The sequence below is a fragment of the Frankia sp. Mgl5 genome (genome assembly GCF_023242985.1).
GTDB classification, from domain to species: Bacteria; Actinomycetota; Actinomycetes; order Frankiales; family Frankiaceae; genus Parafrankia; species Parafrankia soli.
This window is the reverse complement of sequence record NZ_JALKFY010000818.1, coordinates 1-25,629: the sequence shown is the minus strand read 5'-3', so window position 1 is coordinate 25,629 and position 25,629 is coordinate 1. Positions and strand designations below refer to the sequence as shown.

Sequence of the window (25,629 nt, the reverse complement as noted above, 5' to 3'; positions counted from 1 at the left end):
TCGGTCTCGGCCACTCACAGCCGAGGCTACCGGGTGGCGGCGCCGCTACCGCCCGCCCTGGTCGCGCGCGCCGCCGGGCGCGGCCTAGTCCTCCCGGCGCCCGCCGGGCGCAGCCACGGCGGCGTCCGGCGCCAGCGCGGACCCGTGCGAGCGCGCCGCGCCGTCGGCCTCCCGTTCGTGCAGCACTTCGAAGGCGCCGGGCGCGTCCTGAGCCCAGGCCAGCAGCGGTGTCAGCTCGCACCGCACGGCGAAGGCGGACAGCGCCCGCCGCCAGGCCCCGGGCCCCGCCCACTCCGTCACCAGCAGCCAGGCCACCGGCTCGTCGACGGCGCGGCCGAGCCGGGCCGAGCGGAACCCGCGCTGGCCGGCGAGCGCCGCCACCACCCGCTCCCCGGCCGCGGCGAAGTCGACCTGGGCCGGCTCGGGCACCTCGAAGCGCAGGACCGCCACCACCGGAGCCCCCGTCTGGTCGCGGTCAGGCACGGTTGGTGATGATCCCGCCGTAGCGCCGGTCACGACGGGCGTACTCCTCACAGGCCAGCCACAGATCCCGGCGGTCGAAGTCAGGCCACAGAGTGGGCACGAAGGAGAACTCGGCGTACGCGGCCTGCCAGAGCAGGAAGTTACTCAGCCGCTGCTCGCCGGACGTCCGGATGAGCAGGTCGACGTCCGGCATGTCGGGCTCGTCGAGATACCGGGCGACGGTCTCCTCGTTGACGCGCTCCGGGCGCAGCAGGCCGGCCCGCACGTCCCGGGCGATCGCCGCCGCGGCGTCCGCCAACTCGGCCCGCCCGCCGTAGTTCACGCACATCACGAGCGTGAGCCGGTCGTTGTCCCGGGTGCGCTGCTCCGCCGACTCCAGCCGCCGGATCACGTTGCCCCACAGCCGGGGACGGCGGCCCGCCCAGCGGACCCGGACTCCGAGCTCGTCCATGTCGTCGATACGGCGACCGAACACGCCGTCGGTGAACCGCATCAGGAACGCGACCTCGTCCGGCGAGCGCTTCCAGTTCTCCGTGGAGAACGCGTACACCGACAGCCAGCGCACCCCCATCTCGATGGCGCCCTCGACGCAGTCGAACAGCGCCTCCTCACCCGCCTCGTGCCCCTTGGTACGGGGCAGGCCGCGCAGCTTCGCCCAGCGGCCGTTTCCGTCCATGACGATCCCGACATGCTGCGGGACCAGGGCCGGCGGCAACGGCGGTGGCTGCGCTCCGGACGGATGAGGACGCGGATCGCGGAACCGCCGGCCCACCTCTTCACGCAGGCTCACAGCCGACATCCTCTCGTTCGGGCCGACGGCACGGCGACCGACCTCCGCCCCGGTGGGGCGCTCACCCCCATGGTCCGAACCGGCCGGCCCGCGCACACCCGAACCGCCGGTCTCGCAGCACACATCCCGTCCCCGCTCCTCACACGGTCCCCTCACGCCCGCCGGGCACTGCCGTGCCCGGCCAGGGCCCCCGCCCTCGGCCACGTGTCCTCCGGCCGCCCATGCCCGTGGCCCTCACGTCCGTTCGAGATGCGGAAGGGCGCGCAGCGCCCGCTCGAGATGCCACTGCAGGTAGGCGGCCACGATGCCGCCGGCCTCCCGCCGGACGCGGGCATCGCTCGCCTCGGCGCCGTCCCAGTCACCGTGCAGGAGGTCGGCAAGCAGCCGCACCGCGGCCGGAGACGTCGACGCCGCGCCCCGCGGTCGACATTCCGGGCACACTACGCCGCCGCCGGGAACGGACAGCGAGTGGTGCGGCCCCGGCTCCCCACACAGGGCGCACTCGTCGAGGGCCATGCCGTACCCCGAGACCGCCAGGGAGCGCAGCAGGAAGGCGTCCAGGACCAGCGACGGCGGACGCTCACCGCCCGCCAGGGTACGCAGGCCGCCGACGAGCAGCAGGAACAGCCGTAGGGCAGGCTGGCGTTCTTCGCTGGTCAGGCGCTCGGCCGTCTCCAGCATCACCGCGGCCGCCGTGTACCGCGCGTATTCCTGCGCGATCGTCGCACCGTAGGCACCGAGAATGTCCGCCTGGGTCACCGTGTCCAGCGACCGACCCTCGTGCAGTTGGAGATCGACGTGGGTGCCGGGCTCCAGCCGGGCACCGAACCGCGAGGACGTCCGCCGCACCCCTCGGGCCACCGCGCGGACCCGGCCGTTACGCCGGGTGAGCACCGTGACGACGCGGTCGGCCTCGGCGAAGGGCGCCGTCCTCAGGACGACGCCTTCATCGCGATACACCGGCACGTTCCCATGGTTGCACGCCCGTCCCCCCGAACAGGTGGGCCGCCGCCCGCGGGGCACGACGAGACGGACCTGGCGGCGGCGGACCGCCCCGCGGCGTCGGTCGGGAATTCCGGCGACCACCGCCGCCGCGGTCGCCATCATGTGTGGGTGCGGGTTGTTCGGCGGACGGCGCGAGGCATCGTCATCGACGAGAACGGGCGGCTGGTGCTGTTCCGCAGAACCTTCCCCAAGCGCAAGCCGTACTGGTCCACCCCGGGCGGCGGCGTGGACCCCGAGGACGCCTCGGTGGAGGACGCGCTGCACCGCGAGCTCGCCGAGGAGCTCGGCGCCGTGGTGGACCGGGTCCAGCAGGTCTACGTGACCGCCGCGCCCCGCGGCGAGGGGATGAACCTGCAGCACTTCTTCGTCTGCCGGCTCGTCTCGATGGACCTGGACCGGCGTACCGGCGCCGAGTTCGGCAACCCGACCAAGGGCCGCTACGCCGTCGAGCGGATCGACCTGCGCGGCAAGAAGCTCGCCCGCTACGACCTCCAGCCGGCCGCGGTGAAGGACTACATCGTGGCCAACAGACAGGTCCTGCTGGCCACCGCGCTCAGCGGTGACGACCCGCCGCTGATGCGGGCCGACGCTCCGGCTCCGGTTCCGGTTCCGGCGCCGGCGCCGGCGCCGGAGCCGGAGCCCGCCCGGCCGCTGATGCCGCCCATCCTCGAGATCGTGGACGGCGAGATCGTCGGCGCCCCGGCAGGCCGGACCACCGACGAACGGTCGCCGGCCCGGCGCTGGTGGGACCGCCTGCGGCGCCGGCTGCCGACACCGTCGTGACGCTCAGAAGCCCAGCCGGCGCAGCTGCTTCGGGTCCCGCTGCCAGTCCTTGGCGACCTTGACATGCAGGTCCAGGTAGATCGGGGTGCCCAGCAGCGCCTCGATCTGCGTCCGGGCCCGGGTGCCGACGTCGCGCAGCCGGGAGCCGCCGGCGCCGATGACGATCGCCTTCTGGCTCGGCCGCTCCACGTACACGTTCACGTGGACGTCGAGCAGCGGCCTGTCCTCCGGGCGGTTCTCCCGCGGGATCATCTCCTCGACCACCACGGCCAGTGAGTGCGGCAGCTCGTCACGCACCCCCTCCAGCGCCGCCTCGCGGATCAGCTCGGCGACCATGACCTGCTCGGGCTCGTCGGTCAGCTCCCCGTCGGGGTAGAGCCGCGGGCCCTCGGGCAGGCGGGAGACGAGCACGTCGGCCAGCGTGCCGACCTGGAAGGACGACACCGCGCTCACCGGCACGATGTCGGCGAAGTCGCCGAGCCCGGAGACCTCGAGCAGCCGGGCGCCGACGCGGTCCGGGTCACCGACCGCGTCGACCTTGGTCAGGATCGCCACCACCGGGGTGCGCCCCGCCATCCGGCCCAGCTCGTCGGCGATGAAGCGGTCGCCGCGGCCGAGGGGCTCGTCGGCGGGCATGCAGAAGCCGATCACGTCGACCTCGGACAGCGTCGTGCGGACGACGTCGTTGAGCCGCTGGCCGAGCAGGGTGCGCGGACGGTGCAACCCCGGGGTGTCGACCAGGATGAGCTGCGCGTCGGGGCGGTTGATGATGCCCCGGATGGCGTGGCGGGTCGTCTGCGGCCGCCCGGAGGTGATCGCCACCTTCGTCCCCACCAGGGCGTTCGTCAGCGTCGACTTGCCCGCGTTGGGCCGCCCCACCAGGCAGGCGAACCCCGACCGGAAGTCCGTCGCCGGGTCGGCGAGCTCGATGTCCACTAGCTCGTCACCCGGCTGCGGGCGACGCCGTCGGGACCGGCGAGGTAGACGGGCACCCCGGCGCCGAACTCGGCGAGCATCGCCAGGTCGTCGCCGGCGGCCTCGCCGGCCTCGGTCACCACGGCCGCGGCCTCGAAGCGGCGGGCGCCGCTGGAGGCCGCCGCCACGACCGCGGCACGCAGCGCCGACGTGGCCAGCTCGGGCCGGGTGTGGGAGACAGTCGCGGCGGCGTACGTCCGGCCGTCGGTGTCGCGCACCGCCGCGCCCTCGGCCGGCTGGCCCGCGGACGTGTACGCGCGCAGCCGGGCGGACCGAGCCAGCACCACCAGCTTCGCGTCCTCGGCCTCAAGGACGAGGCCGGCTGGCGGGGTGGGAGACGTCACGATGTCACCTTTCTGCTCGCTGGGCCCGGCGGGTGGCCCTCCGACTCGCCGTCGGTCTTCTTGCCGTCGGTTTTCCTGTTGGTGCCCTTGCCGTTACTGCCCTTGCTGTCACTCCCGGTGGCGCCCTTGCCGGCTCCGCTCCCGCCGGCTCCGCTCCCGCCGTTGCTCGGTGCCGGCGACAGTCGGTGGACGACGACGGTGCCGATCTGGTTGCGCCGCCCGGCCGCACGCTCCGCCGACAGCCGCAGGCCGGCGACGTCCGCCGTCGCGCCGGGGATGGGCACCCGGCCCAGCGCGTTCGCGAGCAGCCCGCCGACGGTCTCGACGTCCTGCGCTCCGGGCAGCTCCTCGACGCCGAACAGGTCCGCGAGGTCGTCGACGTCGAGCCGCGCCGTCACCCGGGCGGTGTCGTCGTCGAGCCACTCGACCGGCGGCGTGGCGCTGTCGTACTCGTCCGTGATCTCACCGACGATCTCCTCGAGGACGTCCTCGATGGTCACCAGGCCGGCCGTGCCGCCGTACTCGTCGATGACGACGGCCATGTGGGTGCGTGACGCCTGCATCTCGCGCAGCAGGTCGTCGGCGGGCTTGCTCTCCGGGACGAGCACCGGTGGGCGCATGACCTCCGCGACCCGGCTGCTCTCCCGGCCCTCCCGCTCCCAGCCGACCATGTCCTTGAGGAAGCCGATGCCGACGACGTCGTCGATGCTCTCGCCGATCACCGGGATGCGGGAGAAGCCGCTGCGCAGCGCCAGTGAGATCGCCTGCCGGACGGTCTTGTCGGACTCGATGAAGACCATGTCGGGCCGCGGCACCATCACCTCGCGCACGAGCGTGTCACCCAGCTCGAACACCGAGGCGATCATGTCGCGCTCCTCGGGCTCGATGACCTCGTTCTCCTCGGCGAGGTCGACGAGGTCGCGCAGCTCCGCCTCCGAGGCGAACGGGCCGTCCCGGTAGCCGGGGCCGGGCGTCACCGCGTTGCCGAAGGCGATCAGCAGGCGGGGCAGCGGGCCGAAGACCTTCGCGAGCCGGATGGTCAGCCCGGCGGTGGCCAGCGACACCGCCGGGGCGTGCTGGCGGCCGAGCGTCCGGAACATCACGCCGACGAGGATGTAGGCGACGAGCGTCGACACCAGGGCCCCCAGCCCGACGGCGGCGAACCCGGAGCCGTAGGCGTGCACGGCCAGGACGGTGATGCAGGCCGCCGCGGCCATCTCGCCGGCGATCCGCAGCAGCAGCAGCAACGCCAGGTAACGCCCGGGGTCGGCGACGACCCGGGCGAGGTTCGCCGCCCCCGCCTTGCCCTGCCGGGCGAACTCGTCGACGCTGACCCGGGAGACCCTGGTCAGCGCCGCGTCCACCGCGCCCAGGCCGGCTGCGGCGAGCGCGGTCACCGCGGCGATGAAGACGAGGAGAAGATCACCGGAGTCCATGGCGGCCCGGCCCCGTCAGGAGGCGCCGGTGCCGGCCGCGGTGTCCCAGGAGGCCAGCAGGCTGTTCTGGAGCTTCCACATCTCCCGTTCCTCCTCCGGCTCCGCGTGGTCGTAGCCGAGCAGGTGCAGGATGCCGTGGGTGCAGAGGATGTGCAGCTCGCGCTCCATCCCGTGGCCGGCCTGCACGGCCTGCCGCCGGGCCACCTCGGGGCACAGGACGACATCGCCGAGCAGGGTCGTCGGGTCCTCCTCGGGCGACTCCGACCACGACGGCTCGAACGCCTCGTCCTGCGGGAAGGCGAGCACGTCGGTCGGGCCCTCCTCGGCCATGTAGCGCACGTGCAGGTCGGTCATCGCGTCAATCTCGACGAGCATGACCGAGAGCTCCGCCAACGGGTTGACCTTCATCGTGTCGAGCACGAAACGGGCGAGCGCGGCCAGCGTGACCTCGTCGAAGTCCGTCACGCCCGACTCGTTGGCGACGAAGACGGCCATCAGAGAACCCCTCCCGCGGCCGGGGCGGGAGCCACGGCGCCGGCGCCGGCGCTCATCGGCGGTCCCGGCGGGCCGCCCGCGTGGGGCGCGCGTCCGTGCTCGGTGCCGGGCTCGCCGCGTCCCAGCGCGCGTAGGCGTCGACGATGTCGCTGACCAGCCGGTGCCGGACGACGTCCGTGCTGGTCAGGGTCGCGAAGTGGACGTCGGCGACGCCGTCCAGGATCTCGCGGACCACTCGCAGGCCACTCTGCGTGCCACTGGGCAGGTCGACCTGGGTGACGTCACCGGTCACCACGATCTTGGACCCGAAGCCGAGGCGGGTCAGGAACATCTTCATCTGCTCGGCAGAGGTGTTCTGCGCCTCGTCCAGGATGATGAAGGCGTCGTTGAGCGTACGGCCGCGCATGTACGCCAGCGGCGCGACCTCGATGGTGCCGCTCTGCATGAGCCGCGGGATCGAGTCGGGGTCGATCATGTCGTGCAGCGCGTCGTAGAGCGGACGCAGGTACGGGTCGATCTTCTCGTAGAGCGTCCCGGGCAGGAAGCCGAGCCGCTCACCCGCCTCGACCGCCGGCCGGGTGAGGATGATCCGGTTGGCCTTCTTCGCCTGCAGCGCCTGCACGGCCTTGGCCATCGCCAGGTAGGTCTTGCCGGTGCCCGCCGGGCCGATCCCGAACACGATCGTGTGCTGGTCGATCGCGTCCACGTACCGCTTCTGGTTCAGCGTCTTGGGACGGATCGTCCGACCACGGTTGGACAGGATGTTGAGGGTGAGCACCTCGGCAGGCCGCTCCCCCGCGCCGCTGCGCAGCATCGCCACCGAGTGGTCGACGTGCTGCGGGCTGATCTCGGTGCCGGCGTCGAGCAGCGCGACGAGCTCGGAGAACAACCTGGCGGCCAGCTCGTTCTCCGCCGGGTCACCCGTGATCGTGATCTCGTTGCCGCGGACGTGGATGTCAGAGGAGAAGGCCTTCTCGATCACACGCAGGAGCTGGTCCTGGTGCCCGAGCAGGCTCACCATGCTGTGCCCGTCGGGGACGACGATGCGCGTGGTGACCCGGGAGCCGGGTGGGGTGTCGGATTCGGGCATGTAGTACGGCCGCCTGGGCCGGAGCACCTCTCGCTTCAACCTGGGACGAAGGTCGCCCTCAGAAGGCGGTAACGCCGCGGGACCGTCGGATCCATGCCTCGGCCACCGAGGACCAGGTCGAAACTGCGAACAAGCCACGCTGTGCCACGCCAGCCATGCTGTGCCACACCAACCACGCCACCGGCCAGCTGTGCCACCCGGGGCGGGGCCGACACGTTACCGGCCGATCTCGAGTCTATCCGCCCAGCCGACCGATGTCGGCGAGTACCACGGCCGCCGCGACCACGCCTGCCGTGGACGTCCGCAGCACCGTCGGGCCGAGCCTGCCAGCCACCGCGCCGGCGGCCGTGAGCGCCTCGAGCTCACCGTCGGCCACACCGCCCTCCGGGCCCACGACCAGCAGAATCTCGCCGATCTCCGGCTCGACCGCGGGCACCGGCTCGACCGCGAACGCCGGCTGCAGGGCACGCGCGAGCCCGGCCAGCGGCGTCGTCGCCGTCTCGTGCAGCACGACGGCGAGCGCCGCCCGGCGCGCGCGCTCGGCGAGCGCCGCGGTGCCCGCCAACGGGCCGACCAGCGGCCAGGCGTGCCGGCGCGACTGCTTGGCCGCCTCCTGGGCGGTGCGGGTCCACCTGGCGCGCGACCGCTCGCCGCGTTCCCCGTCCCAGCGGACGACGCAGCGCGAGGCCGCCCAGGGCACGATCTCGTCGACCCCGATCTCGGTGAGCATCTCGACCGCCAGCTCCCCACGGTCGCCCTTGGCCAGGGCCTGCGCCACCACCAGCCGGGGCCCGGCCGCGCCCGGCGACCGCCGGCGCAGGACGACGCATTCGAGCTCGTCGCGGCCAACCGACCGGACCTCGCACTCCAGCGCGGCACCGGCGCCGTCGGTGACGTCCAGGCGCTCGCCCACCCGCAGCCGGCGCACCGTCGCGGCGTGCCGGCCCTCGGGGCCGCCCAGCACGAAGACGTCGGCCGACGGCAGCGGGTCCAGGCGGAAGACGGGCGCGGTCAGCGGTTGCGCCGACCGCCACGGCGCCGGGAGAACAGGCCGGACCCGCTGGAGGACCCGCCGACCACCGCCGGCGTCTCCTCCTCACGCAGCTTCGCCAGCTCCCGCAGGAGGCGTTCCTGCTCGGCGTCGAGCTTCGTCGGCGTCTCGACGACGATGTGGATGTGCAGGTGCCCGCGCCCCACCGCGCGCAGGTGCGGAACACCGCGCCCGGCGAGCCTGAGCACCTCGCCGGGCTGGGTGCCCGGCTTCACCGTGATCGTCTCGGAACCGTCGAGGGTCTCCAGCGTCGCCATCGTGCCCAGGGCCGCGGCGGTCATCGGCAGGCGAAGGTCGCAGTGGAGGTCGTCGCCCTCCCGGCTGAAGACCGCGTGCTGACGCTCGGAGACCTCGACGTACAGGTCGCCGGGCGGCCCGCCGCCGGGGCCGACCTCACCCTCGCCGGACAGCCGGATGCGCATGCCGTCCTCGACGCCCGAGGGGATCTTCACCGTCAGGGTCCGGCGCTTGCGGACGCGGCCGTCACCGGAGCAGTCCCGGCAGGGGTGCTCGATGACCGTTCCGGTGCCGGAGCAGCGCGGGCAGGGCCGTGAGGTCACCATCTGGCCGAGGAACGAGCGGGTCACCTGCTGGACCTCGCCACGGCCGTGGCAGGTCGAGCAGGTCGACGGCTGCGTGCCGGGCGCGGCGCCCGCGCCGGTACAGGTCGCGCACACCACGGCCGTGTCGACGGTGATGTCCCGGGTGGCGCCGAACGCGGTCTCGGCCAGGTCGAGCTCGAGCCGCAGCAGCGCGTCGTTCCCACGGCGCACCCTCGAGCGCGGGCCGCGGCTGGCCCCACCGCCGAAGAAGGCGTCCATGATGTCGCCGAGGCCGCCGAAACCGGCACCGAACGGCGAACCGGCGCCGGCCGCGCCACCACCGGGCGCGAGCGGGTCACCACCGAGGTCGACGATCTGCCGCTTCTCGGGGTCCGAGAGGACCTCGTAGGCGTTCGTCACGTTCCTGAACCGCTGCTGCGCCTCCGGGTCCGGATTGACGTCCGGATGCAGCTCCCGGGCCAGCTTGCGGTAAGCCCGCTTGATCTCGTCACCGGTGGCGTCACGCCGCACACCGAGCGTCGCGTAATAATCCACTGCCATCAGTCGGCACCCAAGAGTTCACCCACGTACTTGGCGACGGCTCGTACGGCCGCCATCGTTCCCGGATAGTCCATCCGCATCGGGCCGACGACTCCCATTCCGCCCAGCACCGCCGGGCCGAGACCGTACCCAGTGGCGATTACCGACGTTGAGCGGAGGGCGTCCACATCCGTCTCACGCCCGATGCGCACCGTCACAGTACCGGTCTCCCGGGCTGAACCGATCAGTTTGAGGAGCACGACCTGCTCCTCGAGTGCCTCCAGAATGAACCGCAGCGAGTCGGCGAAGTCGACCGAGGAGCGTGTGAGGTTGGCGGTACCGGCCAGCGCGACCCGCTCCTCCTGCCGCTCCAGGAGGGCCTCGAGCACCACGGTGGTGAGCGTCGTCAGGTGCGGACGCAGATCCGGCCGGACGGTCTCGGGCAGGTCCGCCGCGACCTCTGTGGCGTCGACCACACGGCGGCCCCGCAGCGAGCCGTTCAACAGGCCGCGCAGCTCGCCGACCACGCCGTCGTCGACCGGGGTGGGAATGTCCACCACCCGCTGCTCAACCCGGCCTGTGTCCGTGATCAGTACCAGGAGCAGGCGGTTCGGGTTGAGTGTGACGATCTCGATGTGTCGGACGCTGCTGGACGAGAGTGAGGGGTACTGGACCACAGCCACCTGACGTGTGAGTTGCGCGAGCAGGCGCACCGACCGCCGCACCACGTCGTCGAGGTCGACCGCGCCCTCCAGGAAGCTCTGGATGGCCCGGCGCTCGGCGCGCGACAGCGGCTTGACGCCGGAGAGCCGGTCGACGAAGAGGCGATAGCCTTTGTCTGTCGGGATGCGGCCCGCGCTGGTGTGCGGCTGCGTGATGTAGCCCTCTTCCTCGAGGGCCGACATGTCGTTGCGCACCGTGGCGGGCGACACGCCCAGAGCGTGCCGCTCGGCCAACGTCTTGGATCCCACCGGCTCGTTGCTGAGCACGAAATCCTCGACGATCGCCCGCAGCACCTCCAGCCGCCGTTCCTCCAACACGTGGCCACACCCCCTTCGCCGGTTTCGGTAAGCCAGGCGGGGCTGGCGGCGCGCGCCGGACCGGTCACCCTGTGTTACCGGTCACCCTGTCCCACTGGTAACCCGGCCCTACTGGTAACCCGGTCCTGGCACTCGGCCGCCGTGAGTGCCAAGTGTAGCTTCCCACCCAGGTCGGGGCAGCCATCGTGAGCAGACCCGCGTCCGAGGACACACGGAGATCCTCCGACCACGGGTCACCGCCCGGGTGGGTGGCGGGACGCTCAGTCGGGCAACAGGGCGCGGACGACCGTGTCGGTCAGCAGCCGGCCACGGCGGGTGAGGGCCACCCGGCCCTGCGCGAGGACGTCCGCGACGATGAGGCCGTCCGCCGCAAGCTCGGCGGCGACGTCCAGCGCCTGCTCGCCCAGCGCGTCGACGCCCAGCCCCTCGACGAGGCGGACCCCCAGCATGACCCGCTCGACCCGGCGGGCCTGGGCGTCGAGCACCTCGCGGCCGGCGGCCGGGCTGTGGCCGGCACCGACCCGGGTGGCGTACTCGGTCGGGTGGCGGACGTTCCACCAGCGGACGCCGCCCACGTGGCTGTGGGCGCCCGGCCCCAGCCCCCACCAGTCGTCGCCCCGCCAGTAGCCCATGTTGTGGCGGCACCAGGAGGACTGGTCGCGCGCCCAGTTGCTGACCTCGTAGTTGGTCAGGCCGGCGGCGGCGAGCGCCTCGTCGGCCTGCAGGTAGCGATCGGCGAGCAGGTCGTCGTCCGGCTCCAGCAGCTCGCCGCGGCGCACCCGGCGGGAGAGCTTGGTGCCCTCCTCCACGGTCAGGGCGTAGGCGCTGACGTGGTCGGGCGCGAGCTCGATCACCGTGTCCAGGCTCGCCGCCCAGTCGCTCTCGGACTCCCCCGGCGCGCCGTAGATGAGGTCGAGGCTGAGCTGGCGGAACCCGGCGGACCGCGCCCATCCGACCACCTCGGGCACCCGGCCGGGGGTGTGCCGCCGGTCCAGCGCCGTGAGCACGTGCGGGCGGGCACTCTGCATTCCGAACGAGATCCGCGTGTACCCACTCGCCCGGAGCTGTTCGAGAGTCTCCCGGTCGACGGACTCCGGGTTGGCCTCGGTGGTGACCTCCGCGTCGCCGGCCAGGCCGAAGGTGTCGTCCAGGACCCGCAGGACCTTGGCCAGGTCGGCGGCCGGCAGCAGCGTCGGGGTGCCGCCGCCGACGAAGACTGTCGAGACCGTCAGGTCCCGCTCGCCCAGGACCGAACGGGCCAGCCGGGCCTCGGTGGCCACCGAGTCGACGAACGAGGCGGCCCCACCCTGGCCGCCCGCGCCGAGCTCGGCCGGGGTATAGGTGTTGAAGTCGCAGTACCCGCAGCGTGCCGCGCAGTACGGCACGTGCACGTAGACACCGAATGGCCGGATCCCGACCTCGGTGAGCGCGGCGTCGGGGAGTGCGCCGTCGACGGGTGCCGGCGCCCCCTCGAGAGGCTTGGATGGCATGTCCCCAGTGTGCCCCCAACGCGTGCCGAGACCGCAACGCTCTGTTTGTCAACGTGCCCGGAGACCGTCATTTTGCCGGCCTCGGACGACATCGGGACCAGGAACGGACAAGACGCCCCGGCGCGCCGCCCTTACGGGCCATCACCGGGCCGACACCGGCGGCACGACGCCACCGACCACCCAGAATCACCCAGTTTGTGGTCTGTTGACAATCGCAGGGTCAAATCGTGGGCGATTGGTCATGGATCAGTCGAGGTCGGTACGAAATGATTCGACCATGCAAGAGGAGCCCACCAGTGCCCTCGTGACCATCGAGGAACTTCTACCCCCACATACCACCGAGTACCGGTCGGGATCCGTCCTCGCCCTGGGCTTCGCCCAAGCCGAACCGGCCACCGAACCGATCCGGCTTCCCCGGATCGCCGCGGCTCCCGAGAACGTCTGACGGCCGCCCGCCCGCGCCCGGCCCGCGAAGGGCCGGCCGGGCCGCCGTGCCGCTCGCACGGCGCGGACCACCGCGCCGCTACCGCCCGGTCTTGGGCGCCGGCGCCTTCGGGCTCTCGGTCGTGGACAGTGCCGCGATGAACGCCTCCTGCGGGACCTCCACCCGGCCGATGGTCTTCATCCGCTTCTTGCCCTCCTTCTGCTTCTCCAGCAGCTTCCGCTTACGGCTGATGTCACCGCCGTAGCACTTGGCGAGGACGTCCTTGCGGATGGCGCGGATGTTCTCCCGGGCGATGATCCGGCTGCCGATGGCCGCCTGGATCGGCACCTCGAACTGCTGGCGGGGAATCAGCTCCCGCAGCTTCGAGGTCATCGCCACTCCGTAGGAGTAGGCCTTCTCCCGGTGCACGATCGCCGAGAACGCGTCCACCGCCTCGCCCTGCAGGAGGATGTCCACCTTGACCAGGTCCGAGGCCTGCTCGCCGGCGGGCTCGTAGTCGAGGCTGGCGTAGCCGCGGGTGCGCGACTTCAGCGCGTCGAAGAAGTCGAAGATGATCTCACCGAGCGGCAGCGTGTACTTCAGCTCCACCCGGTCGGTGGAGATGTAGTCCATCCCCTTGAGCACGCCGCGCCGGCCCTGACACAGCTCCATCACGGCGCCGACGAAGTCGGTGGGCAGCAGCAGCATCGCATCCACGACCGGCTCGTACACCTCGGCGATCTTGCCGCCGGGCCAGTCGCTGGGGTTGGTCACCGTGACCTCGGACGTGTCCTCCATGACGACCCGGTAGACCACGTTGGGGGCCGTCGAGATGAGCGTGAGGTCGAACTCCCGCTCCAGCCGCTCCCGGACGATCTCCAGATGGAGCAGCCCGAGGAAGCCACACCGGAAGCCGAACCCCAGCGCCGCCGACGTCTCCGGCTCGAAGGTGAGCGCCGCGTCGTTGAGCTGCAGCTTGTCCAGCGCCTCGCGCAGCGCCGGGTACTCGCTGCCGTCCAGGGGATACAGCCCCGAGTAGACCATCGGACGCGGGTCCCGGTAGCCGCCGAGCATCTCCGTGGCCGGGCGGCGCGCCGAGGTGATCGTGTCCCCGACACGGGCCTGGCGGACGTCCTTCACACCGGGGATGACATAGCCGACCTCACCTGCCGACAGCGACCCTGTCGGTTGGGGCTCCGGCGAGATGACACCGACCTCGAGAGTCTCGTGGCTGGTCCCGGTGGACATCATCAGGCAACGGTCACGGGTGCTGAGCGACCCGTCGACCACCCGGACATAGGTGATCACACCGCGGTAGATGTCGTACACGCTGTCGAAGATCATTGCCCGGAGCGGGCCGTCCGGGTCGCCACTCGGCGCCGGGATACGGCGGACGATCTCGTTGAGCAGCTCCGGGACGCCCTGGCCGGTCTTGCCGGAGACCTTGAGGACGTCGCCCGGGTCGCAGCCGATGATCGAGGAGATCTCCGCGGCGTACTTCTCCGGCTGCGCGGCCGGCAGGTCGATCTTGTTCAGCACCGGGATGATCGTCAGGTCGTTCTCGATCGCCAGGTAGAGGTTGGCGAGCGTCTGCGCCTCGATGCCCTGGGCCGCGTCGACCAGCAGCACCGCACCCTCACAGGCCGCGAGCGACCGGCTCACCTCGTAGGTGAAGTCCACGTGGCCGGGCGTGTCGATGAGGTGCAGGACGTAGTCCTGACCGTCGTCGGCCCGCCAGGGCAGCCGGACGTTCTGCGCCTTGATCGTGATGCCGCGCTCGCGCTCGATGTCCATCCGGTCGAGGTACTGCGCGCGCATGTTGCGCGCCTCGACCACACCGGTCACACCCAGCATGCGGTCGGCAAGCGTGGACTTGCCGTGGTCGATGTGGGCGATGATGCAGAAGTTGCGGATCGACGCGGGGTCGACGCCGGAGGCCTCGTGCGGGGCTTCGGACACGCGGGCTGGTCTCGTTTCGCTGCTCGTCGGTCTGTCGGGCACTCGGTCCGGCTGGCGCCGTGTGCACGGACTGTCATGTGCACGGACTGTCATGTGCACGGACTCGAGTCCTTCATCGTGCCAGGCCCCCATCGTGCCAGGCGCGCCGCGCCCGCCCGCGTGGCCGCGCCCGCACCACCGCCCCGGCACGCTGGTTTGATAACGTCGGTGCCTCCCGGCACTCTCGTACCATCCCGACTCGAAACTCAGAGGTTCTCTCGCGTGGCCAACATCAAGTCGCAGATCAAGCGCAACCTCACCAACGAGAAGCGACGGCTGCGCAACAAGGCCGTGAAGTCCGAGCTGAAGACGCACGTCCGTCGCTTCCGCGACGCCGTCGAGGCCGGGGACGTCGAGCGCGCCGAGAGCGCCCTCCGCATCGCCTCCAAGAAGCTCGACAAGGCCGCCAGCAAGGGTGTCATCCACCCCAACCAGGCCGCCAACCGCAAGTCGGCGCTCGCCAAGGCCAACGCGGAGATCAGCGCCTCCTGACCCGACCGCGGGCATCCGCGCCCGCGTCAGGTTCATCACAGACTTCGTTCGAAGACCGGGCAACCCGCCAGACGGGCCCCGGTCTTTGACGCGTCCCGGACGCCCCTAAGTCGTCAGTCCTCGGGGTCAGCAGCCGGGCCCAGCACCCGTTCGAGGTTCTCGGCATACGCCACCAGCGCCGCGACGGTGGCCGGCAGCACCAGCAGCACCCAGGCGCTGGCCAGGTCCCCCATGGCGATCACCAGCGTCACCAGGGCGGTCACCGTGCCGAGCACGCCGCGCATCCAGCCCGCCGGGAGCACCCGAAGGCCGAGCATCCCCCCGGGCTGCACCTCGTAGTCGTCGTGGCCGGGCTCGTCCCGCTCGCCGCGCCCTGGGCCGCCGTGCCGGCCCGCCGAGTCGTTCACCGCGCCCGCCCGGCATACTCGCCCCGGCCTCGCGCCTGGGTGACCTCGTGGAGGAGCCGTTCCAGGGCGTACCCGGCGTCCACGGCGGCGCCCTTGACCCCGGCGTCGGCGACCGCGACCGCCCGGATCGCCCGGGCCAGCCCCGCGTCCGACCAGCTCCGGGCCGCGCGCTGGGCGCGCTCGACCTTCCAGTCCGGCATGCCGAGGGCCTTGGCGACGTCCCACTTGGACCCGCCGCCCACGGCGGACACCCGGGCGAGGTCACGCAGCCCGCCGGCGATGGCGCTGGTGACCAGGACGGGTGCCGTCCCGCCCTCGAGCGCCTGCCGCAGCAGGGTCAGCGCGCCAGCCAGATCGCCGGCGACGGCGGCGTCCGCGACCGCGAACCCGCTCGCCTCGGCCCGGCCCCGGTGGTAGCGGGCGACCGCCGACTCGTCGATCACCCCGGCGGTGTCGGCGACGAGCTGGTCGCACACCGCCGCGATCTCGCGCAGGTCACCGCCGACCGCGTCGAGCAGGGCACGGACCGCCTCGTCGGTCATCCGCCCGCCAAGCCGGCGGATCTCCGCGATCACGAAGTCGTGCCGGTCGCGCGGACGGGTGATCTTCGCCGCGGGCATGACCCGGGCGCCGGCCTTCTTCATCGCGTCGACGAGCTTGCGGTTCTTCACCACGCCGCTGTGGACCACAACGAGGACCACATCGTCGAGCGGGTGGGCCACGTAGGCCAACAGCGCGTCGCGCAGATCCTCCGCCAGGTCGGCAGCACCCCGAACCACCAGCACCCGGCCACCCCCGAACATCGAGGTGGCGCCGAGATCGATCATGTCGGCCTCGGTCAGCTCGCCGGGTGACCGGTCGACCACCTCGACCTCCGGATCACGGGCCCTTGCGGCGTCGAGCACCTCCCGGACGGCCCGTGCGACGAGGAGGTCCTCGTCGCCGCTCACGACGACCAGCGGTGGCGGGGCGGAGGGCGGCGGCACGTGGATCAGCATGTCACGAGCCGGCCCCGCCCCCTCGCGGGCCGGCCCGGCGAGCCACCGCCCGGACGCCACCGGCGGCCGTCTCGACGACGGCCACCGTGCCGTGCAGGTCGGTGCGGGCCACCGCCATCCCGGCCGCGCGCAGGCCGGCCAGCGTGCTCGGCGCGGGATGCCCGTAGGTGTTGTCGACGCCGACGCTGATCAGCGCCACCTCGGCGCCGGTCCGGGTGAGGAACTCCGGCAGCTGGTCCTCGGAGCCGTGGTGAGCCACCTTGAGCACGTCGACGGGCCCGAGACCGCGCCGCGCCACCTGCCGCTGCTCCGGCGGCTCGGCATCCCCGGTGAGCAGTATCGTCACGCCGCCGACCGCTGCCAGGACCACAAGGCTGGCGTTGTTCGGATCGCTGGCCGTGCCCCGCAGGACCCGTTCCGGGCCGATCACCCGCCAGCGGACCGCTCCGGTCTCCCCCGCGGCGCCGGCGGTGACGGCCCGCACCGGCACGCCCGCCGCCCGCGCCGCGCGCTCGACCGCGTCCCACTGGTCGGCCGGCTCGGGCAGCGGGCTCACCACCAGTTCCCCCACCGGCAGCCGGCCCACCACCCCGCTGAGGCCGGCGGCGTGATCCGCGTGCAGATGGGTGAGCATGAGCAGCGGCACCTCGCGTACTCCGAGGTCATCCAGGCAGGCGGCGATCAGCGCCGGGTCGGGACCCACGTCGACCACGACCGCCGAGGCCGGCCCGGCGCGCAGGACCAGGCCGTCGCCCTGGCCCACATCGCAGGCAACGAGCCGCCAGCCGGGCGGCGGCCAGCCCGCCAGCCTCGGCAGCAGGAGCACCCGAGCCGCCAGCAGGCCCACCACCGCCGACACCAGCAGCCAGCGGGTGGGGCGCCGGCGCGCCAGGGCCACCACCAGTACGACGCAGCCGAGCGCGGTGGCCGCCCCCACGAGCCCCGCCGGCCAGCCGATCGTGGCCGCGGGGACGCCGGCGGCCACGTCCGCGACCAGCACGAGCCAGCGGCAGGCCAGCCCCGCGAGCCGCGCGAGCAGCGCGGCGACCGGGTCGTTGACGGCGGCGACGGCCATCGCCGACACGCCGAGCACGGTGGCGGGCGCGACCGCCGGCGCCGCCACCACGTTGGCCGGGATCGCGACAATGCTGATGCCCCCGCCGAGCCAGGCCAGCACCGGCGTACAGGCAAGCTGGGCGGCGGCGGCCACTGCCACGACCTCGCCGAGCCGGCCGACAGCGCGGCCGCGCTCCAGCGCGTCACTCCAGCCGGGCCCCCACACGATCATCCCGGTCGTCGCGAGCACCGACAGGGCGAACCCGGCCGACAGCGCGAACGCCGGAGCCGCCATCACGACGGCGATGACCGCGGTGGCCAGCGCCGCCAGCACCGCGCGGGGCCGACCCGCGGCGAGCGCGACCAGGCCGACCAGGCCCATGGCACCGGCCCGGACCACGCTGGCGGACGGCCGGGCCAGGATCACGAACCCGACGAGGACCAGGGCCGCGGCGACCGCCCTGGAACGGGCCCCGAGCCGGAGCCGCCCGAGCAGGAACAGCACCGTCCCCGCGGTAATCGCCAGATTGGCACCGGACACCGCGGTCAGATGGCTCATCCCGGCGGTGCGAAAGTCGTCCTTCAGCCCGGGATCAAGGCCCGAGGTGTCACCGACGACCAGTGCCGGCAGCAGCCCGCCGGCGGGCTGGGGCACCACGTCGGCGGCGTCCCGTAGGCCGGCCCGCAGCCACCCGGCGGCCCGTTGCACGGCGGCCGGGCGCCCCCGTGCCCGTGGCGGTGCCCGGACGAACAGAACCGCCGCGATCGTGTCGCCCGGACCCGCCGGCGCCAGCCCGGCGCGGACGCCGAGCCGCTGCCCCGGCAGGTAGTTCGCGAGATCCGAGCCGCGCCCCACCAGGAGCACGGGCACGGAGGCCCGCAGCCGGCGGCCGGGCCCGGTCACGGCCTCGAGTCGAGCCCGGGCGGTGACCGTCGGCCCCTCCCGCGGGCCCGAAGTCGCAGCCGGCGCCGCCGCCGCCGAGATCTTCGGGTCGTCGCTCAGGACGACCTCGGCGTTGACGGTCCGGTGGGCCCGGGCCATCTCGGCGAGCGGGCCGGTGAACCGGGGCCGCGCGGCCGCCCCGCCCACGAGAACGCCGGCCGCGAGGAACGCCAGGGTGACGAACGCCACCAGCGCTCCCGGCCGGCCGAGCCGGCCGCCGGGACCCTGACGCAGCGCGATCAGCACCCCCACCGGGCACGCACACAGCACCAGGCCGGCGGCGCCGAGAAGCACCGATCCGAAGCCCCAGTGCCCCGCCGCGGCCGCCCCGCCCCAGACCGCGACGGCAGGACCGACCAGGCGGAGGTCCAGCCGACCGCCGCTCGCCGCATCGGAGCCGCTCGGCAGGCCGAGCCCGGTCTCCATCGCGACGGCGACCATCAGGCCGTCACCAGGGGCAGCAGGTCCGCCAGCCGCCGGTCACCGACACCGGAGACCTCACCGAGCTGGTCGGGCGAGGTGAAGGGCCCGTTCGCCGCCCGCCAGTCGATGATCCGCTGGGCCAGCACGGGACCCACCCCGGGCAGGGCGTCGAGCTGTTCCACCGTGGCGGTGTTCAGATTCAGCGGCCGGCCCGCCGAACCAACCGCGGAACCGCCGGCCGAACCGGCTGACGATCCGGAGGGCGAGCCGCCACCGGCCGCCTCCGGAGGCGGCGGGGCGGGACCCGGCCGCCCGTCGACGAGGACCTGCTCACCGTCCGTGAGGACCCTGGCCAGTGCCAGTCCCGTCGTGTCGGTGCCGGGCAGCACACCGCCGGCCCGCTCCACGGCGTCCACGACCCGGGATCCGGCCGGCAGGCGCACGACCCCGGGGCGCGCCACACGGCCGGCGACGTCCACGACGACCTCCGGCGCCGCGGTCGGCGCCGTCTCGCCCGCCGCCGGCTCCGCCGGGTTCCGGGCGAGCTCCGCGGCCGCGGTCGCGGACCCGCCTGGCCCGCGCGCGGACTCACCGGGCCCCGAATCACCGACCGCCGCCGCGCTCGGCTGGAGGGCCACCGGCCGGTCGCGCCAGGTCAGCCAGCCGGCCACGGCCGCCGCCGCGACGGCGACCAACACCAGCACCAGCGCCGCCCGGGCCGTCGGGGCGAGCACCGCGTCGCGCAGCGTCGGCGGGAGGCGAGCGGCGACGGCCCGCCGCACCCGCGAGCCCCGAGTGTCCGCCCGGCCCGCGTCCCGTTCCCCGTCGTCACCCCAGGCCCCGCCGTCCTGGTCCCAGCTGTCCTGGTCCCAGCCATCCGGGTCGCCGCCGTCCAGGCCGGCCAGCGGCCAGTCGTCACCCCGGTCATCACCCCGGGACAGATGCGAGGAGCTTCGAGTCATGCACGCAAGGTAGGAGCTGGGAGGGTTCGTCCGAGCCGATGCGGAGCGGATGTGGACGACCGGTTCTCATCCACAGGCACGCGGGACGCAGGGAGATGGAATGACCCGCCGTCCACGTTGGTTGCGCACGCAAGTAACGTGCACGGCGGCACCACCCAGCAGCCCCGGTCTCAGCTCACACACTCCGAGGAGAACACGATGACCGCTCCCGCTCCCGTCCTGGCCGACCTCACCGGCACCTGGACGCTCGACCCCGCGCACACCCGGATCGGCTTCGCCGCACGCCACGCGATGGTCACGACGGTCCGCGGACAGTTCACCTCCGTGCAGGGCACCCTGGAGCTCGACGGCGCGAACCCGACCGCGTCCACCGCGTCGGTGACCATCGACACCGCCAGCTTCGACACCGGCGTCGCCGACCGCGACGGGCACGTGAAGTCGCCCGACCTGCTCGACGTCGCGCAGTTCCCGACCATCACCTTCGTCAGCACCGGCGCGAAGCTCGGCAAGGACGAGGACAGTTACGTCCTCGCCGGCGACCTCACGATCCGCGGGGTGACCCGGCCGGTCGAGCTCGCGATCACCTTCGAGGGCAGCTCCAAGGACCCGTTCGGCAACGTCCGGGCGGGCTTCACCGGCACCACGAGCATCAGCCGCAAGGACTTCGGCCTCACGTACAACGCCGTTCTCGAGACGGGTGGCGTGCTCATCAGCGACAAGGTCAAGATCGAGCTGGACGTCTCGGCCATCAAGTCCTCCTGACCGCCCAGGTCCTCCCGACCGCCCGGCTCGCCAGCGCCGCTCAGCCCAGGCGGGTCACCGAGACGGTCACGCCCAGGGACGTCGAGGCACCACCGGAGTAGACGCCGAACATCGGTGGGACGTCGTTGTAGTCCCGCCCGCGGGCGACCACTACATGCTGCTCGCCCGCGGGCACGCCGTTGGTCGGGTCGAAGCCCCACCACTCACCCAGCCAGCCCTCGACCCAGGCATGGCTCTGCCCGCTGACGGTCTCGCCCACCGCGGCGTCCGCCGACGGGTGCTGGTAGCCCGACACGTAGCGGGCCGGCATGCCGGCGGCGCGCATCAGGACGAGCGCCAGGTGGGCGAAGTCCTGGCACACGCCCACCCCCTGCTGCCACGCCTCGACGGCCGAGGTGCGCACCTCGGTCGTGCCAGGCTGGTAGCGCAGCTTCTCCCGCACCCAGTCACCGACCGCGGGCAGGAAGTCCGCGGGGGTGTTGGCGGCGGCGAGCTCGCGGGCGGCGGCCAGCAGCTCCGGGTGCTCCGGCGTCGAGACGGTGGGCCGGACGAACTCGACGAACCGGTCCGAGACGCGGTCATCGGTGAGGCCGTCCCAGCCGGGGACGTCCGTGGGCCGCGCCGGCGCGGGCGCCGTCTGCACGACCGAGCGCCCGGTGACGATCAGCTCGGTGTGCGGGGTGTGCAGGTCGAACGCGGTGACCTGGGTCCCCCAGTAGTCCCAGTAGCGGTAGGTGGACGAGGACGGCTCGGTGCGGACGGTGGCCTCGAGTGTGAGCTGCCGGTCCCCGGTCTGGGGGATGATCCGGGCCTCGTTGTACGAGGAGATCACCGGGCTGGCGTACCGGTAGCCCGTCGAGTGCTCGATCCGGATCTGCCAGCTCATCGTCGCCTGTCTCCCTCGTGTGCGGCGCTGCGCGCAGCTGTCGCCCGTTGCTGTTCTCCGCCCCTCGTCAGGCGGGCACCTCGCTCGCCCAGGTGCGCGGGCTGTCCCGGGCGAAGTACCGGATGGTGACGGCCGCGCTGACCGCCGAGCAGGTCCGTTGCAGGGCGGCCAGCAGGTCGGGCATCTCGGCGACGAGCTCGTCGATGCTGCGGAACTCCAGCTCGGTGCGGGCCCGCCCGACGGTGCGCCGGGCGGCGTCGTCCACGGTCGCCCGGACCAGGCCGCGGCTGGTGTCCAGCTCGGCGAGGATCTGCTCCGCGAGCGCCAGCGACCAGTAGATCGACCGCGGGAAGAGCCGGTCCAGCAGCAGGAACTCCGCGACCCGGGCCGCGTCCACCGCCCGCCGGTAGGTGCGCAGGTAGGCCTCGTGCGCGCCGCACGAGCGCAGCAGGCTGACCCAGCTCTGCGAGCTCGGGTCGTCGCTGATGCTCGACGACAGCAGCCGGGCGGTCATGTCGACCCGCTCCAGGCTGCGCCCGAGCACCAGGAAGCGCCAGCCGTCGTCGCGCGCGAGGGTGGCGTCGACCAGTCCGGCCAGCATCGCCGTGCGTTCCCGCACGTAGCGGAAGTACACGTGCGGACCCATCCGGCGGGCGAGCTCCTCAGTGTGCGGCAGGTCGTTCCAGGTCGCGTTCAGGCATTCCCACACGTCGCTGGAGACCACGACACGGGCACCGCGGGCGTTCTCCCGCGCCGCGGAGAGCGACCCGCGGATGCTGGAGGCGTTCGCGGCCTCGTAGGCGAGCACCTCGGTGACGTGCCGGGAGTCGGCGGGGCCGGACCGGTCGGCGACACCCATCACAGCGAGCAGCTCGGCCCCGGCCGACGTCTCGTCCAGCCACGGGTCCTCGAGCACCCGATGGACGTGGACGTCCAGGATGCGCGCGGTGCACTCGGCCCGCTCCGCGTAGCGGCCGATCCAGAACAGCGACTCCGCGATACGGCTCAGCACAGCCCGTCCCCCTGCCGGTTCCGCTGGTCGGCCTGCTGGTTCTGCTGCTCGGACTGCTGTTGCTGCTGCTCGTCGGACGAGTGCGGGCCGAGGTCGGGCCCGGCGGCGACCGCCGGCGTCAGGCCGGACCTCCGGCGCAGGAGCGCGGCCCCCTCCGGAGCGACCCGTTCGGGGGCGAGCACCCAGGTGTCCTTCGAACCGCCGCCCTGGCTGGAGTTCACGACCAGGCTGCCGCGGGGCAGCGCGACCCGGGTCAGCCCGCCGGGCAGCACCCAGATCCGGTTCCCGTCGTTCACCGCGAACGGCCGGAGGTCGACGTGGCGCGGCCCGAGGCGGTCGTCGGCCAGGGTCGGCGAGGTCGACAGTTTCACCACCCGTTGCGCGATCCACCCGCGCGGGTCGGCCAGCACCCGGGCGCGCAGCTCCACCAGCTCGGCCTCGGTGGCCTGCGGGCCGATCACGATCCCCTTGCCGCCGGAGCCGTCGACCGGCTTGACCACCAGGGACTCGAGGTTGTCCAGCACGTGGGCGCGCTGGTCCGGGTCCTCCAGCCGGAAGGTGTCGACGTTGCCGAGCGCCGGCTCCTCACCGAGGTAGTAACGGATGAGGTCCGGGACATAGGTGTACATCAGCTTGTCGTCGGCGACCCCGTTGCCGACCGCGTTCGCGATCGTCACGTTCCCGGCCCGGGCCGCGTTGAGCAGCCCCGCGCAGCCGACCATCGACTCGGGACGGAAGTGCAGCGGGTCGAGCCAGTCGTCGTCGACCCGGCGGTAAACAACGTGTACCGGCTGGTCACCCTCGGTGGTGCGCATCGTGACCCGGTTGTTCCGGACGGAGAGATCCCGGCCCTCGACCAGCTCCACGCCCATCTGGCGGGCCAGCAGCGCATGCTCGAAGTAGGCGGAGTTGTACACGCCCGGGGTGAGCACCACGACGGTCGGGTCGGCGACCTCCGGTGGCGCCGCCGCGCGCAGCGCGTGCAGCAGGTGGGTGGCGTAGTCGGCGACCGGGCGCACCCGGTGGGTGGAGAACAGCTCCGGGAACACCCGGGTCATCGCGCGCCGGTTCTCGATGACGTAGCTGACCCCGGACGGGACGCGGACGTTGTCCTCGAGCACCCGGAAGTCGCCGCGCTCGTCCCGCACCAGGTCGATGCCGCTGACATGCGCGCGGACGCCGTTCGGCGGGTCGATGCCGTGCGCCGCACGGTGGAAGTGCGAGCTGGACAGCACCAGCCGGCGGGGCACGATGCCGTCCGCGAGGACGTCGGCGCGCCCGTAGACGTCGTCGAGAAACGCCTCGAGCGCGCGCACCCGCTGGGTCACGCCCCGCTCGATGACGTCCCACTCGTCGCAGGAGAGCAGCCTGGGCACCAGGTCCAGCGGGAACGGCCGCTCCTCGCCGAACAGGTTGAAGGTGATGCCGGCGTCCCGGAAGGCACGGTCGAGCGCGATCTTGCGGGCCGCGAGGTCGGAGCTGCTCAGCGGCTGCAGCGCGTCGTGCAGGGCGGTGTACACCTCCCGGGGGCGATGCGCCGCGTCGAAGACCTCGTCCCAGGCGGCCGCTGCCGCGACCTCCACCGGATACCCCTCGAAAAGGTCCGCCACGCCGAGGAGCGTAGGTGCTCCGTGTTACCTGCGAATGTCGTCGTGACCGCGCCCCTGCCCCCGGTCCGCGCGGGCATGGGGAAGTATGTAGGCGCGACCGATGCGACGACGCACCGAACGACGCACCGAAAGGCGAACGATGACGACTCTGCTGGTGACCGGGGCCGCCGGTTTCATCGGGTCCAACTTCGTCCGGTACTGGCTGGGGACGCACCCCGGCGACCGCATGGTCGCGCTCGACGCGCTGACCTACGCGGGCTGCCGGGAGAACCTCGCCGACCTCGAGGACGGGATCACGTTCGTCCATGGCGACATCCGTGACCGTGAGCTCATCGAGTCCACGCTGCGCGAGCACCGTGTGGACGTCGTGGTCAACTTCGCCGCCGAGTCCCACAACAGCCTGGCGATCATCCGTCCCGGCGAGTTCTTCTCCACCAACGTCATGGGCACGCAGACCCTGCTGGAGGCGGCGCGGACCGTCGGGGTCGCGCGCTTCCACCAGATCTCCACCTGCGAGGTCTACGGCGACATGGACCTCGACGACCCCGGCGCCTTCACCGAGGACTCCCCCTACCTGCCCCGGACCCCGTACAACGCTGCCAAGGCCGGCTCGGACCACGCCGTCCGCTCCTACGGGTACACCTACGGCCTGCCGGTGACCATCACCAACTGCTCGAACAACTACGGTCCGTTCCAGTTCCCGGAGAAGGTCATCCCGCTGTTCGTGACGCGGGCGCTGCAGGGCCAGTCGCTGCCGCTCTACGCCTCCACGAAGAACCGGAGGGAATGGCTGCACGTGGTGGACCACTGCCGGGCCATCGAAGCGGTGCTCGAGCGCGGCGCTGTCGGTGAGACCTATCACGTCGGCTCCGGCATCGAGGCCGACATCGAGACCATCGCCGACCTCATCCTCGGCGAGCTGGGCCTGCCCGCCTCGCTGAAGACGATCGTGCCGGACCGCCCCTCCCACGACCGCCGCTACCTGCTGGACTCCGGCAAGCTGCGCACGACGCTCGGCTGGGAGCCGCGGATCAGCTTCGCGGACGGGATGAAGGCCACCATCGGGTGGTACCGGGACAACGAGGCGTGGTGGCGTCCCCTGCTCGGCCGCTCCCCCGTCTCGGAGACCGCCTGGCAGAGCTGACCCTCCCGAGCCGATCCGCACCACGGCGGTCTACCTAAGATCAATGGAGCGGGCCGGGAAGGCACTGCCGGCCGCGATCGGCGAGCTCACCCCCGGATACGGTCGTCGACCTCTGGGTGCGTTACGTCACGGACTGGCGGTCCGGCTGTCGTGATCGCCTGGCACAGAGAACAGCGCGCGCCGCGGGTGCTGGCCGGCACCGGCTCGGTGTCCGGCGATGTGGCGTGAACTGGCCTGGCCTGGCCTGGCCTGGCCTGGCCTGGGCCGGGTCGAGCTGGGCCTGTCCGCCTCGCTGAAGACGGCCCGGGTGCCACAGTGCTCCGTGGCTCCGCGGCTCCGCGGCTCCGCGGTGCGCTCTGTGGTGCTCGGTGGGTGCCGCGGAACACCATGATCGGGAAAGGCGTCATGATCGGCGATGTCGGGGGCGTCGCCGGTGTCCCGGGCCGGC

General features: G+C 72.8%; 25 protein-coding genes. 5 read left to right on the top strand and 20 right to left on the bottom strand.

Translation table 11 applies throughout. From position 1 onward, the window contains the following. Positions 1-84 precede the first annotated feature (84 nt). From MXD62_RS32230 to recO, 3 genes are all read right to left on the bottom strand, one after another. Entirely contained in the window at positions 85-483 is a 399-nt protein-coding gene (locus MXD62_RS32230; protein ID WP_248833130.1) for an antibiotic biosynthesis monooxygenase family protein, read from the bottom strand. Continuing rightward, entirely contained in the window at positions 476-1,273 is a 798-nt protein-coding gene (locus MXD62_RS32225; protein ID WP_112106878.1) for an isoprenyl transferase, read from the bottom strand. The genes MXD62_RS32230 and MXD62_RS32225 overlap by 8 nt, the downstream gene beginning before the upstream one ends. A gap of 234 nt (positions 1,274-1,507) precedes the next feature. Then, entirely contained in the window at positions 1,508-2,239 is a 732-nt protein-coding gene (gene recO, locus MXD62_RS32220; protein ID WP_198145482.1) for a DNA repair protein RecO, read from the bottom strand. 147 nt (positions 2,240-2,386) lie between these two features. Between recO and MXD62_RS32215 the strand changes: the two genes are divergently transcribed. Continuing rightward, positions 2,387-3,061, top strand: coding sequence for an NUDIX domain-containing protein (locus MXD62_RS32215; RefSeq protein ID WP_248833129.1), 675 nt, complete (start codon positions 2,387-2,389; stop codon positions 3,059-3,061). A 3-nt stretch (positions 3,062-3,064) separates the two neighbouring features. On the opposite strand, the gene era is transcribed toward MXD62_RS32215, so the two are convergent. The 9 genes from era to hemW form a co-directional block, all read right to left on the bottom strand. Further along, positions 3,065-3,997, bottom strand: coding sequence for a GTPase Era (era, locus tag MXD62_RS32210; protein ID WP_020459718.1), 933 nt, complete (start codon positions 3,995-3,997; stop codon positions 3,065-3,067). Next, the gene (locus MXD62_RS32205; RefSeq protein ID WP_248833128.1) at positions 3,997-4,380 is read right to left on the bottom strand and encodes a cytidine deaminase; all 384 of its coding nucleotides are present in this window, start codon (positions 4,378-4,380) and stop codon (positions 3,997-3,999) included. The genes era and MXD62_RS32205 overlap by 1 nt, the downstream gene beginning before the upstream one ends. Next, the gene (locus tag MXD62_RS32200; RefSeq protein WP_248833127.1) at positions 4,377-5,816 is read right to left on the bottom strand and encodes a hemolysin family protein; all 1,440 of its coding nucleotides are present in this window, start codon (positions 5,814-5,816) and stop codon (positions 4,377-4,379) included. The genes MXD62_RS32205 and MXD62_RS32200 overlap by 4 nt, the downstream gene beginning before the upstream one ends. Positions 5,817-5,831: 15 nt before the next feature. Continuing rightward, positions 5,832-6,311, bottom strand: coding sequence for an rRNA maturation RNase YbeY (ybeY, locus tag MXD62_RS32195; RefSeq protein ID WP_248833126.1), 480 nt, complete (start codon positions 6,309-6,311; stop codon positions 5,832-5,834). A 52-nt stretch (positions 6,312-6,363) separates the two neighbouring features. Further along, the gene (locus MXD62_RS32190) at positions 6,364-7,401 is read right to left on the bottom strand and encodes a PhoH family protein (protein ID WP_112106876.1); all 1,038 of its coding nucleotides are present in this window, start codon (positions 7,399-7,401) and stop codon (positions 6,364-6,366) included. A 235-nt stretch (positions 7,402-7,636) separates the two neighbouring features. Next, a complete protein-coding gene (locus MXD62_RS32185) occupies positions 7,637-8,416 on the bottom strand; it encodes a 16S rRNA (uracil(1498)-N(3))-methyltransferase (protein WP_285224269.1) in 780 nt (259 codons plus the stop codon). Continuing rightward, complete coding sequence (gene dnaJ / locus MXD62_RS32180) at positions 8,413-9,555, bottom strand: molecular chaperone DnaJ (protein WP_020459712.1); 1,143 nt, start codon at positions 9,553-9,555, stop codon at positions 8,413-8,415. The genes MXD62_RS32185 and dnaJ overlap by 4 nt, the downstream gene beginning before the upstream one ends. Beyond that, entirely contained in the window at positions 9,555-10,574 is a 1,020-nt protein-coding gene (hrcA, locus tag MXD62_RS32175) for a heat-inducible transcriptional repressor HrcA (protein WP_020459711.1), read from the bottom strand. The genes dnaJ and hrcA overlap by 1 nt, the downstream gene beginning before the upstream one ends. Positions 10,575-10,834: 260 nt before the next feature. Further along, positions 10,835-12,064 (bottom strand): radical SAM family heme chaperone HemW, encoded by a 1,230-nt coding sequence (gene hemW / locus MXD62_RS32170; RefSeq protein ID WP_248833124.1) that lies wholly within the window; start codon positions 12,062-12,064, stop codon positions 10,835-10,837. A gap of 277 nt (positions 12,065-12,341) precedes the next feature. Between hemW and MXD62_RS32165 the strand changes: the two genes are divergently transcribed. Then, positions 12,342-12,509 (top strand): hypothetical protein, encoded by a 168-nt coding sequence (locus MXD62_RS32165; protein WP_198145481.1) that lies wholly within the window; start codon positions 12,342-12,344, stop codon positions 12,507-12,509. Positions 12,510-12,587: 78 nt separating this feature from the next. On the opposite strand, the gene lepA is transcribed toward MXD62_RS32165, so the two are convergent. Then, on the bottom strand, positions 12,588-14,447 hold the full coding sequence (lepA, locus tag MXD62_RS32160; RefSeq protein WP_071065331.1) for a translation elongation factor 4: 1,860 nt from the start codon (positions 14,445-14,447) through the stop codon (positions 12,588-12,590). A gap of 261 nt (positions 14,448-14,708) precedes the next feature. Here lepA and rpsT point away from each other — a divergent pair, with 261 nt between their 5' ends. Continuing rightward, positions 14,709-14,978 (top strand): 30S ribosomal protein S20, encoded by a 270-nt coding sequence (gene rpsT / locus MXD62_RS32155; RefSeq protein ID WP_041253965.1) that lies wholly within the window; start codon positions 14,709-14,711, stop codon positions 14,976-14,978. Positions 14,979-15,091: 113 nt separating this feature from the next. Here the strand turns inward: rpsT and MXD62_RS32150 are convergent, their stop codons facing one another. Genes MXD62_RS32150 through MXD62_RS32135 form a run of 4 tightly spaced genes read right to left on the bottom strand, consistent with a single transcriptional unit; the run spans position 15,092 to position 19,767 of the window. Next, positions 15,092-15,385 carry a hypothetical protein gene (locus MXD62_RS32150; RefSeq protein ID WP_248833123.1) on the bottom strand — a complete coding sequence of 98 codons (294 nt, stop codon included), beginning with the start codon at positions 15,383-15,385 and terminating at the stop codon, positions 15,092-15,094. Beyond that, positions 15,382-16,383, bottom strand: a complete 1,002-nt coding sequence (holA, locus tag MXD62_RS32145; RefSeq protein WP_112106875.1) for a DNA polymerase III subunit delta — start codon at positions 16,381-16,383, stop codon at positions 15,382-15,384. The genes MXD62_RS32150 and holA overlap by 4 nt, the downstream gene beginning before the upstream one ends. A gap of 1 nt (position 16,384) precedes the next feature. Next, on the bottom strand, positions 16,385-18,823 hold the full coding sequence (locus tag MXD62_RS32140) for a ComEC/Rec2 family competence protein (RefSeq protein ID WP_248833122.1): 2,439 nt from the start codon (positions 18,821-18,823) through the stop codon (positions 16,385-16,387). Then, a complete protein-coding gene (locus MXD62_RS32135) occupies positions 18,823-19,767 on the bottom strand; it encodes a ComEA family DNA-binding protein (RefSeq protein ID WP_248833121.1) in 945 nt (314 codons plus the stop codon). The genes MXD62_RS32140 and MXD62_RS32135 overlap by 1 nt, the downstream gene beginning before the upstream one ends. 198 nt (positions 19,768-19,965) lie before the next feature. Between MXD62_RS32135 and MXD62_RS32130 the strand changes: the two genes are divergently transcribed. After that, positions 19,966-20,529: a YceI family protein gene (locus MXD62_RS32130; RefSeq protein WP_041253962.1), complete on the top strand. Its 564-nt coding sequence runs from the start codon at positions 19,966-19,968 to the stop codon at positions 20,527-20,529. Positions 20,530-20,569: 40 nt separating this feature from the next. Here the strand turns inward: MXD62_RS32130 and MXD62_RS32125 are convergent, their stop codons facing one another. The 3 genes from MXD62_RS32125 to MXD62_RS32115 all read right to left on the bottom strand — a co-directional run bounded on the left by MXD62_RS32125 (position 20,570) and on the right by MXD62_RS32115 (position 24,037). Further along, a complete protein-coding gene (locus tag MXD62_RS32125) occupies positions 20,570-21,415 on the bottom strand; it encodes a transglutaminase family protein (RefSeq protein ID WP_020459702.1) in 846 nt (281 codons plus the stop codon). A 67-nt stretch (positions 21,416-21,482) separates the two neighbouring features. Continuing rightward, the gene (locus tag MXD62_RS32120) at positions 21,483-22,427 is read right to left on the bottom strand and encodes an alpha-E domain-containing protein (protein WP_248833120.1); all 945 of its coding nucleotides are present in this window, start codon (positions 22,425-22,427) and stop codon (positions 21,483-21,485) included. Beyond that, positions 22,421-24,037 (bottom strand): circularly permuted type 2 ATP-grasp protein, encoded by a 1,617-nt coding sequence (locus MXD62_RS32115; protein WP_248833119.1) that lies wholly within the window; start codon positions 24,035-24,037, stop codon positions 22,421-22,423. Before MXD62_RS32115 ends, MXD62_RS32120 begins: the two co-directional genes overlap by 7 nt. A 139-nt stretch (positions 24,038-24,176) precedes the next feature. On the opposite strand from MXD62_RS32115, the gene rfbB reads away from it, so the two are divergent. Next, positions 24,177-25,181, top strand: a complete 1,005-nt coding sequence (gene rfbB / locus MXD62_RS32110; RefSeq protein WP_071065323.1) for a dTDP-glucose 4,6-dehydratase — start codon at positions 24,177-24,179, stop codon at positions 25,179-25,181. The last annotated feature ends 448 nt before the right edge of the window (positions 25,182-25,629 follow it).

Coding starts and splice junctions, on each gene's coding strand:
- MXD62_RS32190 (WP_112106876.1), bottom strand. CDS start 7,401: ATGCCCGAATCCGACACCCCACCCGGCTCCCGGGTCACCACGCGCATC.
- dnaJ (WP_020459712.1), bottom strand. CDS start 9,555: ATGGCAGTGGATTATTACGCGACGCTCGGTGTGCGGCGTGACGCCACC.
- rfbB (WP_071065323.1), top strand. CDS start 24,177: ATGACGACTCTGCTGGTGACCGGGGCCGCCGGTTTCATCGGGTCCAAC.
- MXD62_RS32200 (WP_248833127.1), bottom strand. CDS start 5,816: ATGGACTCCGGTGATCTTCTCCTCGTCTTCATCGCCGCGGTGACCGCG.
- hemW (WP_248833124.1), bottom strand. CDS start 12,064: ATGCCATCCAAGCCTCTCGAGGGGGCGCCGGCACCCGTCGACGGCGCA.
- holA (WP_112106875.1), bottom strand. CDS start 16,383: ATGCTGATCCACGTGCCGCCGCCCTCCGCCCCGCCACCGCTGGTCGTC.
- ybeY (WP_248833126.1), bottom strand. CDS start 6,311: ATGGCCGTCTTCGTCGCCAACGAGTCGGGCGTGACGGACTTCGACGAG.
- MXD62_RS32125 (WP_020459702.1), bottom strand. CDS start 21,415: ATGAGCTGGCAGATCCGGATCGAGCACTCGACGGGCTACCGGTACGCC.
- MXD62_RS32130 (WP_041253962.1), top strand. CDS start 19,966: ATGACCGCTCCCGCTCCCGTCCTGGCCGACCTCACCGGCACCTGGACG.
- MXD62_RS32165 (WP_198145481.1), top strand. CDS start 12,342: ATGCAAGAGGAGCCCACCAGTGCCCTCGTGACCATCGAGGAACTTCTA.
- MXD62_RS32140 (WP_248833122.1), bottom strand. CDS start 18,823: ATGGTCGCCGTCGCGATGGAGACCGGGCTCGGCCTGCCGAGCGGCTCC.
- MXD62_RS32135 (WP_248833121.1), bottom strand. CDS start 19,767: ATGACTCGAAGCTCCTCGCATCTGTCCCGGGGTGATGACCGGGGTGAC.